Annotated in this window: 10 protein-coding genes and 3 tRNA genes; 8 read left to right on the forward strand and 5 right to left on the reverse strand. The window is 62.4% G+C overall.

Translation table 11 applies throughout. From position 1 onward, the window contains the following. The first annotated feature begins 253 nt into the window (after positions 1 to 253). From NG898_RS13670 to NG898_RS13700, 7 genes are all read left to right on the forward strand, one after another. Entirely contained in the window at positions 254 to 1627 is a 1374-nt protein-coding gene (locus NG898_RS13670) for a sigma-54 dependent transcriptional regulator (RefSeq protein ID WP_252692755.1), read from the forward strand. A gap of 1120 nt (positions 1628 to 2747) precedes the next feature. Then, entirely contained in the window at positions 2748 to 3416 is a 669-nt protein-coding gene (locus NG898_RS13675) for a LuxR C-terminal-related transcriptional regulator (RefSeq protein WP_092971484.1), read from the forward strand. Between the two features lie 63 nt (positions 3417 to 3479). Next, positions 3480 to 4346 carry a M90 family metallopeptidase gene (locus NG898_RS13680; protein ID WP_252692757.1) on the forward strand — a complete coding sequence of 289 codons (867 nt, stop codon included), beginning with the start codon at positions 3480 to 3482 and terminating at the stop codon, positions 4344 to 4346. Next, on the forward strand, positions 4343 to 4900 hold the full coding sequence (locus NG898_RS13685) for a hypothetical protein (protein WP_252692758.1): 558 nt from the start codon (positions 4343 to 4345) through the stop codon (positions 4898 to 4900). The genes NG898_RS13680 and NG898_RS13685 overlap by 4 nt, the downstream gene beginning before the upstream one ends. Before the next feature lie 203 nt (positions 4901 to 5103). Beyond that, positions 5104 to 5364: a type B 50S ribosomal protein L31 gene (locus NG898_RS13690; protein WP_004626237.1), complete on the forward strand. Its 261-nt coding sequence runs from the start codon at positions 5104 to 5106 to the stop codon at positions 5362 to 5364. Positions 5365 to 5533: 169 nt separating this feature from the next. Further along, positions 5534 to 7324, forward strand: a complete 1791-nt coding sequence (locus tag NG898_RS13695) for an ArnT family glycosyltransferase (protein ID WP_252692760.1) — start codon at positions 5534 to 5536, stop codon at positions 7322 to 7324. Between the two features lie 16 nt (positions 7325 to 7340). Continuing rightward, positions 7341 to 8687 carry an MATE family efflux transporter gene (locus tag NG898_RS13700; protein ID WP_252692761.1) on the forward strand — a complete coding sequence of 449 codons (1347 nt, stop codon included), beginning with the start codon at positions 7341 to 7343 and terminating at the stop codon, positions 8685 to 8687. Positions 8688 to 8790: 103 nt separating this feature from the next. Here the strand turns inward: NG898_RS13700 and NG898_RS13705 are convergent. The 4 genes from NG898_RS13705 to gltX form a co-directional block, all read right to left on the reverse strand. Further along, positions 8791 to 8867, reverse strand: a tRNA-Asp gene (locus NG898_RS13705). 64 nt (positions 8868 to 8931) lie between these two features. Then, positions 8932 to 9007 (reverse strand) — tRNA-Glu (locus NG898_RS13710). Positions 9008 to 9125: 118 nt separating this feature from the next. Beyond that, positions 9126 to 9201 (reverse strand) — tRNA-Ala (locus NG898_RS13715). A gap of 126 nt (positions 9202 to 9327) precedes the next feature. Next, positions 9328 to 10725: a glutamate--tRNA ligase gene (gene gltX / locus NG898_RS13720; protein ID WP_252692762.1), complete on the reverse strand. Its 1398-nt coding sequence runs from the start codon at positions 10723 to 10725 to the stop codon at positions 9328 to 9330. Between the two features lie 205 nt (positions 10726 to 10930). Here gltX and NG898_RS13725 point away from each other — a divergent pair, with 205 nt between their 5' ends. Continuing rightward, entirely contained in the window at positions 10931 to 11887 is a 957-nt protein-coding gene (locus NG898_RS13725) for a patatin-like phospholipase family protein (protein WP_252692764.1), read from the forward strand. Positions 11888 to 11954: 67 nt separating this feature from the next. Here the strand turns inward: NG898_RS13725 and NG898_RS13730 are convergent, their stop codons facing one another. After that, entirely contained in the window at positions 11955 to 12602 is a 648-nt protein-coding gene (locus NG898_RS13730) for a C40 family peptidase (protein ID WP_252692766.1), read from the reverse strand. Positions 12603 to 12635 lie beyond the last annotated feature (33 nt).

The following is a 12635-nucleotide window of genomic DNA, read 5'->3' on the forward strand; positions in this document are numbered from 1 at the left end:
TAGCGAAAAGCGCACCCATTGTGGTGCGCTTTTTTATTGCTGCGTCAACTGTCTGTTTTTCCAGCGGATTTTCTCGTCAAAGTTGTGAAATTCGCTAGTTCATTTGCATTACAGGTCGGGCGCGCAAGCGTTTGCAACCATCGTCCTTAAACGTCATCGCAAAACAGAAACCCGGCAACCATACTGCAAGCCTGCCCGGGCTGAGCCGCCTCGGCAAAGAAGGAACCACACCAAAAATCGAACGGGGGAAACCATGCGCGAAGAGTCGCTGGAATGTACTGCTGCGTGCCGAACCGTCGTAGTGGCGTCGCGCGCGGGAATGGGGGAGATCGACGAGACGATTCTAGGGGCAGACTGGCACGTGCGGCGCGTAACGTCGATGCGTGAACTGGGCTGCGCCATTCGCGACAGCGCTCCCAAGGCAGGATTGGTCGATTTCGGCAGCGCGTTCTCGGCTGCGGAGCTGGATTTGCTCGAACGCTGCATGCAGGTCTCGCATGTTGGCTGGGTGGCAGCGCTGCCACCGGCCATGTTGAACCAGGAGCGCGTACGCCAGCTGGTGCGCGATTACTGCGTGGACTACGTCCAGATGCCGCTTCGGATGGACGAGGCTGCGTATTCGCTGCGTCACGCCTGGGGCATGGCCTCGCTCGCCCAGGAGGCCTCGCCGGCGCCGAAGGCCAATCATGCGCGCATGCTGGGCGAGTGCCCCGCCATGCACGGACTGTTCCGCGCCATTCGCAAGGTCGCGCAGAACAGTGCGCCTGCCTTTATCGCAGGGGAGTCCGGCACCGGCAAAGAACTGACTGCGCAGGCCATTCACGAAGCCTCCTCGCGCGCGGGCGGGCCGTTCATCGCCATCAACTGCGGTGCGATTCCGCCGCACCTGATCCAGTCCGAATTGTTCGGCTACGAAAAAGGCGCATTTACCGGTGCGCATCAACGTCATATCGGCTGGGTTGAGCATGCCAATGGCGGCACGCTGTTCCTCGATGAAATCGGCGACCTGCCGCTCGAGAGCCAAGTCAGCCTGCTGCGTTTCCTGCAGCAAGGCACGATCACGCGGCTGGGCGGGCACCAAGCGATTCCGCTGGACCTCCGCATCATCTCGGCAACGCACGTGGATCTGGAAGCGGCCCAACATCACGGCGGATTCCGCACCGACCTGTTCCATCGACTGTGCGTGCTGACTTTGTCGGTGCCACCGCTGCGCGAGCGCGGGAGCGACATCGTGCTGCTGGCCGAACACATCCTCGCTCAGCACGCCAGCGAGGCGTCGCACCGCATCCGCGGGTTCACGCCCTGCGCGTTGCACGCGATGATGCATTACCCGTGGCCGGGCAACGTGCGCGAACTCATCAACCGCGTGCGCCGGGCGCTGGTGATGACCGACAACCGCAAGATCTCCGCCGCTGACCTGCACCTCGAAGGCTACGCATCCGTGTCGGGCCAGACGCTGGAAGAAGCGCGCGAAGGCGCCGAGTCGGATGCGATCCGCACGGCCATCGCCCGCAACGGCTTCCATATGGGCATGACGGCACGCGAATTGGCGGTGTCTCGCGTCACGCTGTATCGACTGATGCAGAAGCACGGCATTCGGGCGGAGCATCCGCTGCATCCGGCCTAGCGTGGCAGCTACGCCTCCGGATGTGTTTTGGGGAAAGGGAGGAACGGCTCGACAGGGCCTGCCTCCCACATTCCTCATCTGATCCCTCCAATACTTGGTTCAATGCGCTGAATTTGCTGCTGGCCGCCCGCATGGGCGCGAATGGGCCGGCGGCGCCAGTGCTGCAAACGCGGTCAGGTTGGTTTGCATCGGGATCCCGTTCGAGGATGGCCATTGAGAAAAGAGTGCCCGCCGGGGGACGGAGCACGAAACCGTTGAACAGCCGCTACGCCGATGTGTCCGGCGCACGTTGCGAAAGCACCACATTTTGGTGTGCACGGGGTCGGGCAACGAGCGACGGCCTCTGCCAAGAGACTGTCGCGGCGCCGGTAACGCGGCGCCGTAGCTGGCATAACCCGAGGACACACCCCACTTCCGGGGGGATTGCGCAAGCCCCGTCGCCGTTGGATTGTTAAGCCACGCATGCGACGTACTCAGTTCGCCGTCCGAGAGCGCGGACACGATAGAACCGGTGGATGGATCGAATGCGCGGGTGGGAACAAGACCGAATGCGAGTCGCGCCGGCAACGTATCGGCGAGAACGCTTCGAAGGGCGATCAGCAGTGTGATTGCACGCTGCACGACGAAATCGCCGTCTAATGCGAGCGCAGGCGCCATGGCCGTGCGGCTTGCGACCACTCCGGTCTTCTCGACCGTCCACCCGAACGGCAAACGTCGAGCACAGCGCTGCGCGATTGTCGGCATGGCTCGCTCCTCCCCAACGGGTATAGAGCGACATCCATGCCATGACGGCTAACACCTTGTTTTAACGGGATATTTTCCACACGGAGAGCTGCCAAACCCGGCATGGCATGCGATTTTTGTGTCGCGACTGAAACAGCAGTCGCCATGAAAACCGCTGTTATCGGGTACTGGCTTTCCGTTGGTTGAAGTGCGCGCCTTGGCGAACGCTGGGCTACAGTAGCCAAGAGGCAGCAACGAGGGTCCCGGGGCATGGCCGCGGCGGCTGTCATTTTTGACTTCCGCCACTAAAATGATTCGGAACGGGGGTCTGCTCCGGCCTGTATCTCGCCTGGGCGACAAGGATGTTCGCAAGATCGGTAACAGGTCGAGAACAACGATGAACACTGTTTTGATCGAAGCCCATCCGTTGGTGCGCACAGGCATTGCGCACCTGCTACGGGCGCTCAAGGGCGTCACTGGCGTCACAGTCGTCGAACCAGACGAAGGGATGTTCGACGCCATCGAAACCAATGCCGACGCGGGCCTTCTTGTCATCGGCCTGCCGCTGCCACATCTGGACGAGCTGTCGGCCATCGGCGAGATCATGCACCGGCCGCACGCGCGCCACGTGGTCGTGCTGGCCGAATCCGAATCGCCCGACATCATCCGCACGCTCATGCAGATGGGCTTGTCAGGCTACACGCTCAAGCACTCGCCGGGCGAAGTCATTGCGGCTTCGCTGGAGCTGGTGCTGGTGGGCGGTCAATACATTCCGGCCAGCGCGTTGCTGCCGGAATCACGCCTGGATGGCGCGCCCAACCCGGCGCTCGCAGGCGACCCGCAGACCGATCCGAAGCTGCTCGGCATTACGCCGCGCCAGTACGAAATTCTGGTCCTGCTCTCGCGCGGGCATCCAGTCAAGACCATCAGCCGCATGCTGAACATCTCCGAGGCAACGGCCAAGGCGCATATCAGCACGCTGTATCGGCGCCTGAAAGTCCGCAGCCGCACCGAGGCGGTGTACGTCGCCAATCAGCGCGGCGCACGACTCCTCTCGGTCGCCTGATCCTCCGACAAGGGCGCACGCGAGCGTCGCAAAGTTGCTGGCGACGGCCGATATACTGGACGCATGCTTTCGTCCGTCCTCCGGTGGTTCTCCGGCCGCGCACGCACGCGGCGTCTGACCCGCTACGCCATCTCTGACGCGCTGTGGTCGCGCGCGCTCGATGGCCTGCCCTTTCTGCTCGACTGGTCCGACTCGGACCTGGCACGTCTGCGTGAAACGGCCACGCTCTTCATTGCCGAAAAGGAATTCACCACCGCGCACGATTTGCTGCTCACCGACGACATGGTGATCAGCATTGCCGTGCAAGCCAGTGTGCCGATCCTGGAGCTGGGCATGTCGTGGTACGGCGGATGGCACGGCGTGGTCATCTACCCGGGCGAGTTCGTCATCCGCAAGGAAGTCATGGATGAAGACGGCGTTGTGCACAACGTGCGTGAAGAAGCTGCCGGCGAGGCATGGGAGCACGGCCCCGTCATCCTCTCGTGGCAGGACATCGAACTCGGGAATGCGCTGGCCGAGCCAGGCGCGCAGCCATATAACGTGGTCGTACACGAGTTCGCGCACAAGCTCGATATGCTCAACGGCGAGTCGGATGGTATTCCGGCGTTTTCATCGCGCCTGCATGCCAATGTTGATCGCCAGCAATGGGCTGATGACTTCTATGCGGAATACGACGCCTTCGCCGATCGTTGCGAGCAGATTCCGGAGCGCCGGTGGGGGGACGATCCGATCCTTTCGTTGCTCGACCCGTATGGCGCGCAGCATCCGGCCGAGTTCTTTGCGGTAGCGTCGGAAGTGTTCTTCGTCGAACCGGTAGCCTTGCTGGAGACGCTCCAATCGCTGTACGCGCTCCTGCGCGCCTTCTACCTGCAAGATCCGGCACGGCGCGTGCTGGACGCTGAGCAACGCCAGGAGGGATTCCTGCCATGACGATTCGCCAAGCACTTCGCACAACACTGCTCGGTTGCTGTCTCGCTGCCGGCGCAGCGTGGGCGCAACCAACCGTGCCCGTGGTCCTCAGCGTCACCGCGCAATTCGATGGGCAATCCGAAACCAAACGCGTCACGCTCTCACCCGACACATCCGCCACGGGCCAGCACGTGGCACTGCTCGAACATACGCACACGTACGACGTGGGCGGCTCGATGCCGCGCAAAGAATGGGAGGCGCGCTTCGCCGCCGGCCTCCCCGACGACACGATCCCGCTAGGCTGCGACACCACCACCTGCCAATTCATGCGCCACCGCTGGGCCAAGACCGGCGTGGACGTCACCTTGCGGTCGATGGTCGTGTCCGGCGAGTTCCAGACGCTGTCCATCGGGGTAACGCTGCATCGGTTTCAGCCCTCGCCGGACGCGGAGGCCCCTGCCCGGGTCGACACCTGGGCGCGCAACCTCGACACCTCGTTGCGCGTCGGCGACACCAAGACCATAGATCTGGATGGTCACGGCGTGCTCACGATCGAGCGCCTAGCCAAACCCTGATCAAAATAGGCTTCTTGGGTCACTTTTCGGCGCGACGGCACGACGGTTTTTGTGGCAAGCGCGTTGCCCAAGCCTTTGTTTCTCTGGCATAATCTTCGTTTCTCCACCCGGCAAGTGATTCGAGGGCTGGTCGCACGGTGGCTCCTACCATGTGAGCACCTGAAGCGCGCCGCGAATTGGCTACCTCTACCCCAGGGCTCATCATGAAAGAAGGCATTCACCCGAATTACCGCGAAGTCGTGTTCCAAGACATGTCCAGCGACTTCAAGTTCATCACCCGCTCGACCATCCAGACCAAGGAAATGATCACGCTGGACGGCAAGGAATATCCGCTGGCCAAGATCGAAGTCTCGTCCGAATCGCACCCGTTCTACACGGGCCAGCAAAAGGTTCTGGACACGGCCGGCCGCGTCGAAAAGTTCCGCAACAAGTTCGGCAGCAAGATCGGCAAGGCTGCCAAGTAATACCGGCGCCGGAGACGGCTCACCAGATGGCCCGTCTCACTGGTCAAAAAAAGGCAGCTCCGGCTGCCTTTTTTGTTTCTCGGCACATGGTCGGCCGTTGGTTCGGCCCCTCTTTACGATCCGCACGTCGCTGTGCAACCCCGACCGGGCTCGCCCGGTCTGACACTCGATGAACACCACCCGCGTCTCGCGCATCCGCCTGACTGCTGCCGCCACCCGCGAGTTGCCGCGTTGGCTGCTGCTCGCCATCTGCGTGATCTACGGCCTGTCGGGCCTGTTCTCGCGCGACCCGTGGAAGAACGAGGACGCCGCCGGCTTCGGCGCGATGTGGACGCTGGCCACCGGCAACGCGCAAGACTGGCTGATGCCGAACATCGTCGGGCGTCCCGTCGTGCAATCGGGGCCGCTGGTGTTCTGGATCGGCGGCGCGTTCATTCGCCTCTTCGGACAATGGCTGGGCCCAGCGGATGCATCGCGCCTGGCCACCGCCCTCTTCTTCTTCGTCACCAGCGCGTGCATCTGGTATGGCGCCTATCTGCTGGGCCGCCGCGCGGAAGTTCAACCGTTTGAATTCGTCTTCGGTGGCCAACCCAACACGCGCGACTACGGCCGTACGCTGGCCGATGGCGCACTGCTGATCTTCCTAGCCTGCGTAGGCCTGGCGCAACGCGGTCACGAAACAACACCGTTGGTCGGGGCGCTGTGCTTCGTGGCGGTCGCGGTGTATGGCTTGATCCGGGCGTTGGACAAGCCGGTACACGGCAGCCTTATCTATGGCGTCGGCATCGGTTGCCTGTCGCTGGCCGGCGGCCCAATCCTGCCATTGGTAATTACTGTGGCCGTATTGATCGCCGCGCATGGCACGCGCGTGCTGCCGCTGCGTCCGCTGCTGACAGTGGCGCTGCCCGTGTCCCTCGTACTCGGGTGCTCATGGCCGGCGGCGGCCTACTTGCTGGCAAACAATCCAACTGACGCCGTGACCTACGTCCGCGAATGGGCACGCTTCGATCGCCACCAATACGCTGGCCCGACGGCGCATTCGCTCGGCTTTGTCGCGCGCAACCTGCCGCTGTTCGCGTGGCCCGTCTGGCCGCTGGCCGCATGGGCGTGGAAGAGCTGGGGCGGCATGCGCACCGCTCCGCATATCACGTTGCCGTTGGCCGTCCTCCTGCCGCAGTTTGCGCTGCTGCTCATGCAGCCTCACCCGGGCGACGACGGCTTCCTGCTACTGATTCCCCCGATGGCCGTGATGGCCACGTTCGCACTACCGACGCTCAAGCGGGGCGCCATCAGCGCAATCGATTGGTTTGCGCTGCTGGCCTTCACCATCCTGGGCGGCACGCTATGGCTGCTGTGGATCGCCAAGATGACGGGCTTTCCGCCCCAGCTTGCACGCAACGTGTACCGCATCGTGCCGGGCTACCGGCCCGAGTTCAGCTGGACCGCATTGGTCTGCGCGCTGCTGGTGACCGCGGCGTGGGTGCTGATCGTCGTCTGGCGCACATCGCGGGCGCCCAAGGCCATCTGGCGCGCGGTGGTGATCTCGGCCGCCGGCACCACGCTCATGTGGGTGTTGATGATGACGCTGTGGCTGCCCACCATCAACTATGCCAAGACATATCGCGACGTTGCGCAGTCCGCCGCCCTGGCGCTGCCGCGCACCTACACGTGCGTGCAGCCGATCCGCATGGGCGATGCGCAGCTTGCCTCATTCGCGTACTTCGGCCACATCCGTTTTGGCAGTGCTGAAGACAACTGCGACATCCTGCTGCGTCATGACCCGTACGACTACGGCGCGCCGACAAGCGTGTCGAATTACGAGTGGCGCCTGATCTGGGAAGGCCGCCGCCCCGCCGACCGTGACGAGCACTTCCGCATGTACCGCTTGACGGAGGCAGCGGCCGCCACACATCCGCCGCCCACACAGGCAACCACACGCCGACGCAAGCTGCGTCAGTAACGCATCCGTAGCCTACATGTTTGTCGCCGACGTCCGCCGCATTACCGAACTGGCCTGGCCAGTACTGATCGGCCAGTTGGCTGTTATCGCCTTCGGCGTTCTCGATACGGCAATGGCTGGCCGCGCCTCTGCAGCGGACCTCGCTGCGATCGGGCTCGGCGGCTCGATCTACGTGACGGTGTACATCAGCTTGATGGGCGTGCTGCAAGCGCTCTCACCCATCGCCGGACAACTCTACGGCGCGCAAAGGTACGGCAAGATCGGCGAAGAAGTTCGCCAGGCCGTCTGGCTCGGACTGGTGCTCGCGGCGATCGGCATGCTGATCCTGTGGTTCCCTGCCCCACTGCTGCACCTGGCAGACGCCACGCCAGAACTCGCCGAGAAAGCCACTGCCTATTTGCGGTATGAAGCACTCGCGTTGCCTGCAGCGCTCGGCTTCCGGATCTACTCTGCGTTGAACAACGCGCTGTCGCGCCCCGTGATGGTGACAGTACTGCAGCTCGCCGGGCTCGCCATCAAGTTTCCGCTCAACGCATTGTTTCTGTACGGCGGCATGGGCGTCCCCGCGATGGGCGGCCCCGGCTGCGCACTCGCCTCGATGATCATCAGTTGGCTATGGTTCGTCGCAGCGGCCACCATTTTGATGCGCAATCCGGCTTACAAGCCGTTCGCGATTTTCACGCACTACTCTCCACCCAACCGTGCGCGGCTGTGGGCGCTGGTACGTCTGGGGGTGCCGATGGGCTTCACCTACCTGATCGAGATCACGTCGTTCACGCTGATGGCGATCTTCATCGCGCGCCTTGGCACGGTGGTCCTGGCCGGGCATCAGATTGCTGCCAACCTTGGAGCGGTTGCGTATATGGTGCCGCTCTCGCTATCAATCGCAACGTCCACGTTGGCAGCGCAATCGATCGGCGCCCGCGATCGCGTAGCAGCGCGACGCATCTCGCTGAATGGCATCAAGTTGGCGGTGATGTGCGCGGTTATCGTTGGCGCGGCCGTGTTGTTCTTGCGGCGCGAGCTGGTCAGCCTCTACACGCACGATGACGCTGTCCTGGCAATCGCGGTGCCGCTGTTGCCTTTCATCGCCTTTTACCAGATGTTTGATGCCCTGCAGGTCATGACAGCGTTCATCCTGCGCGCATACAAGATCGCGCTCATCCCGACCGTGATCTATGCGCTATCGCTGTGGGGCGTGGGGCTTGGCGGCGGTTATGTGCTCGGCTTTGGGCTGCTGGGGGACATTGCTGCGGCACTGCGCGGCGCAGCCGGTTTCTGGGCCGCCAATGGGCTGAGTTTGATGGTGGCAGGTGCGCTGCTGGTCAGCTATTTCAATCGCGTAAGCCGCGCTGCCGATTAAAGCCAGGCATTCCACTCACTTTAAAGCAGTGCCAATCTTGATTTGCGTGGATTGAATTGAAAGCGCAAAAGAAAAAACCCGCTGCAAGCAGCGGGTTTTGATTTGGCGGAGCGGACGGGACTCGAACCCGCGACCCCCGGCGTGACAGGCCGGTATTCTAACCGACTGAACTACCGCTCCGTGTCGGTTGCAAAATCAGCTAGAGACTGATTCTGCTAATGAGCTTCTGGTTAAGCTCTTGTTTTGGCGTCCCCTAGGGGATTCGAACCCCTGTACTCACCGTGAAAGGGTGATGTCCTAGGCCTCTAGACGAAGGGGACAGAAACTGTTTTGCAACGCTTTCTGTCTTACGCTGCGAAGTCCGCTACTATAACGAACTTTTTTGCGTTTTGGAAGCCTCTTTTCAAATTATTTTTTGAATCGAATCTTCCGGCATTTTGGTGGAGCTAAGCGGGATCGAACCGCTGACCTCTTGCATGCCATGCAAGCGCTCTCCCAGCTGAGCTATAGCCCCAAGGTACTGCCTTTTACTGCTTGCTTCTTACTGCATTTCGCTTCGTGTTGCAGCGAAAACAAGAGTATAGGGGAAGTGTTTAGCGCTTGGCAATACCCTTTCGCAAAAATTTTTGCGCCGCACACATCACGCCGCAAGACGATGCAGAACAACGTCGCGGCCGAACAATTCCAGCACTGCATCAATCGACGGTGTTTGCAGTTGCCCTGCCACCAGCAAGCGCACCGGCATCGCCAGCTTCGGCATCTTCCAGCCATTTGCTGCGAGCACTTCCTTGAAGACAGCTCCAATGGCCTCGCGCGTCCACTCAGGCAGCGCGCTGAGCTTCTCAGCCAGCGCGGCAATGCCCGGACGCACATCGTCGGTGAGGTGCTGCGCGGCCAGCTCCGGCTCGACAGCGAGATCCGTGCGATAGAACAGCAGCGCCGTCTGGGCGACTTCGCGCAGCGTGTTGGCGCGATCCTTCACCAGTGCGATCACATCCGCCAGCACGGGGCCGCCATCCACCTTGCCACCCAACTCCTCGATGAACGGCTTCACCAGACCAGCCAAGCGCGCGTTGTCGGCCTGCTTGATGTAGTGGTTGTTCAGCCAGGCGAGCTTCTCAGGGTTGTATTGCGCGGGCGACTTGCCCAGGTGCTCGAGGTCGAACCACTCGATGAACTGCTCGCGCGAGAAGATTTCGGCATCGCCGTGCGCCCAGCCCAGGCGGGCGAGGTAATTGACGATGGCTTCGGGCAGATAGCCAGCATCACGATAGCCCGTAACAGCCATGGCACCGTGGCGCTTGCTCATCTTCTCGCCCTGCTCGTTGAGCACGGTCGGCAGGTGAGCGTAGACCGGCGGCGTACCGCCCAGCGCGCGCAGGATGTTGATCTGGCGGGGCGTGTTGTTGACGTGGTCGTCGCCGCGAATCACATGGGTGATCTGCATGTCCATGTCATCCACGACCACACAGAAGTTGTACGTGGGCGTACCGTCAGGGCGCGCGATCACGAGGTCATCGAGTTCGTCGTTGGAGATCTCGATGCGGCCCTTCACTGCGTCGTCCCACACGACACTGCCCCCGATGGGGTTCTTGAAGCGAATCACCGGCTGCACGCCCACCGGCGGCGTCGGCAAAACCTTGCCTGGCGCCGGGCGCCAGGTCCCGTCGTAACGGGGCTTTTCGCCGCGCTCGCGTTGCGCTTCGCGCAGGGCGTCGAGTTCTTCAGTGCTCATGTAGCACGGGTAAGCCAGTTCCTGCTGAACCATCTGCGCGACCACGGCGCGGTAACGGTCCATGCGCTGCATCTGGTAGAACGGGCCTTCATCGATGTCCATGTCCAGCCAGTCCATCGCCTCGAGGATCACGTCGACAGCTTCCTGGCTGGAACGCTCCACATCGGTGTCTTCGATGCGCAGGATGAAGTCTCCCTTCATCTTGCGTGCGAAGGCCCACGGATAGAGTGCCGAGCGGATGTTGCCGAGGTGGATGAAGCCGGTGGGGCTGGGAGCGAAACGAGTGCGGACGCGCTGTGTCATAGGAATGGCTGAACGAATAAGGCCGCGTAGTCGGACCGCGAGCGCGGATCCTGAGCGGCCTCTATCAAAACCGAAATTATAGCAACCGTGCCACGCATATCCGGCCGACCTGTCGCTGAACTTTGGCACAATGGCGGCCGGCCGCAGTGCGCTCGGTTACGACTGGACATCACTGCGCGGCATATCAAACCGCCCCAACCTCCTCATGCAACGCCGCCTCTTCCTGGGCGCCGCCGGCGCCTCCGTCCTCTCCGCCTGCACCGTGACGGGTTTCTCGTCCGGCAAAACCGAAACGCCCCTCGCCCCCGCCACAGCGGTGCTGCCGCCCACGGCCCAGCCCGCCACACAGCCCGTGCGGATCGGGTTGGCATTGGGCGGTGGTGCCGCGCGCGGTTTTGCGCACATCGGCGTCATCAAGATGCTGGAAGCCCAAGGCATCCAGATCGACTTCATCACCGGCACCAGCGCCGGTAGCGTGGTGGCAGCGATCTACGCATCGGGTATGTCGGGGCTGGAAATGAACCGCATGGCGCTCAAGATGGACGAGGCCATGATCGCCGACTGGGCGCTGCCTTTCGGCACGCGCTTCGGCGGCTGGCTCAAGGGCGAGGCGCTGGAGAAGTACATCAACCGGCTGGTCAAGCAGAAGTCCATCGAGCAGATGCACATTCCACTGGGCATCGTCGCGACGGACCTGGCGAGCGGCAAGCCGATCCTGTTCCGGCGCGGCAATACCGGTCAGGCTGTGCGTGCGTCGTGCAGCATCCCAGGCGTGTTCCAGCCGGTAGCGATCAGCGGCCGCCAGTACGTGGACGGGGGGCTGGTGGCGCCCGTGCCCGTGACATACGTCAAGCAGATGGGCGCAACGTTCGTGATTGCAGTGAATATCTCGGCAGACCCGTCCAACCAGGCGGTGTCGGGGCAGGCGAGCATGCTGCTGCAGACCACGGCCATCATGGGTCAGAGCATCAACAAGACCGAGCTGGCCCAGGCGGACGTGGTGATCACACCGTCGCTACCGTTCGTTAAGGGCAGCGACTTCACCGCGCGCAACGAGGCGATTCTGGCGGGCGAGCAGGCCGCTCAGGCCGCCATGCCGCTGCTGCGGGAGAAGCTGCATCTGACGCAGACCATCGTCGGCACCCCGCTGCCGCCGCACTAAATACCCCCTTTGGGAGGCAACAAAAAAGACCGCCGCAGCGGTCTTTTTTCTATTGTGTGACAGCGAATCAACCGCCGTACATGGCCAGGGGCTTGCCGGCGGCGTTCGGGTCGACGCGCTTGAGTTGCTCGACAAAGTTGTCGGCGCCGTCCTTGATGGCGGCACCGGAGTTGCCTTCGATGCGGCGGGCGCCGTTGTAGCGCGTCACCCAGTACGAGGCGGTCATGTCATCCACGCGGATCTTGCTGCCCGTGGACGGCGCATGCACAAATTTGTTATCGCCGATATAGATACCGACGTGCGAGAAGGTGTGGCGCATGGTGTTGAAGAACACCAAATCGCCGGGACGCAGTTCAGCTGTTTCTACGCTGGTGCCGACACGGCTCATTTCTACAGCGCGGCGCGGCAGCAGGAAGCCGAAGGTGTCGTTGAAGACATAGCGGACGAAGCCGCTGCAGTCGAGGCCCGATTCCGGCGTGTTGCCACCGAAACGGTAGCGCAGGCCGATCATGCCCAGTGCGTTCATGACCACGTCGCCGGTCTTGCTCATCACGTTGGAGATGAGGCCCGGTTTGGCTTCGGGCTTGACGTCGGCGCGGACTTCCGTGTCCTTGAAGACCGTATCAGCATGCACTGCATTCGACACGATCACGCCGCAGCCGATCACAACCCCTACCGCCAGGCGCGCCATGGAATGAAGTACGAAATGCTGCATTGGTTCTCCCTCGGAAACTCGTGATGATGCGGC

This window comes from Ralstonia mojiangensis, assembly GCF_023955645.1.
GTDB lineage: Bacteria > Pseudomonadota > Gammaproteobacteria > Burkholderiales > Burkholderiaceae > Ralstonia > Ralstonia mojiangensis.

Excerpts from the sequence above, each read along its gene's own strand:
- NG898_RS13670 (WP_252692755.1), top strand. The coding sequence starts at position 254 with ATGCGCGAAGAGTCGCTGGAATGTACTGCTGCGTGCCGAACCGTCGTA.
- NG898_RS13675 (WP_092971484.1), top strand. The coding sequence starts at position 2,748 with ATGAACACTGTTTTGATCGAAGCCCATCCGTTGGTGCGCACAGGCATT.
- NG898_RS13680 (WP_252692757.1), top strand. The coding sequence starts at position 3,480 with ATGCTTTCGTCCGTCCTCCGGTGGTTCTCCGGCCGCGCACGCACGCGG.
- NG898_RS13685 (WP_252692758.1), top strand. The coding sequence starts at position 4,343 with ATGACGATTCGCCAAGCACTTCGCACAACACTGCTCGGTTGCTGTCTC.
- NG898_RS13690 (WP_004626237.1), top strand. The coding sequence starts at position 5,104 with ATGAAAGAAGGCATTCACCCGAATTACCGCGAAGTCGTGTTCCAAGAC.
- NG898_RS13695 (WP_252692760.1), top strand. The coding sequence starts at position 5,534 with ATGAACACCACCCGCGTCTCGCGCATCCGCCTGACTGCTGCCGCCACC.
- NG898_RS13700 (WP_252692761.1), top strand. The coding sequence starts at position 7,341 with ATGTTTGTCGCCGACGTCCGCCGCATTACCGAACTGGCCTGGCCAGTA.
- gltX (WP_252692762.1), bottom strand. The coding sequence starts at position 10,725 with ATGACACAGCGCGTCCGCACTCGTTTCGCTCCCAGCCCCACCGGCTTC.
- NG898_RS13725 (WP_252692764.1), top strand. The coding sequence starts at position 10,931 with ATGCAACGCCGCCTCTTCCTGGGCGCCGCCGGCGCCTCCGTCCTCTCC.
- NG898_RS13730 (WP_252692766.1), bottom strand. The coding sequence starts at position 12,602 with ATGCAGCATTTCGTACTTCATTCCATGGCGCGCCTGGCGGTAGGGGTT.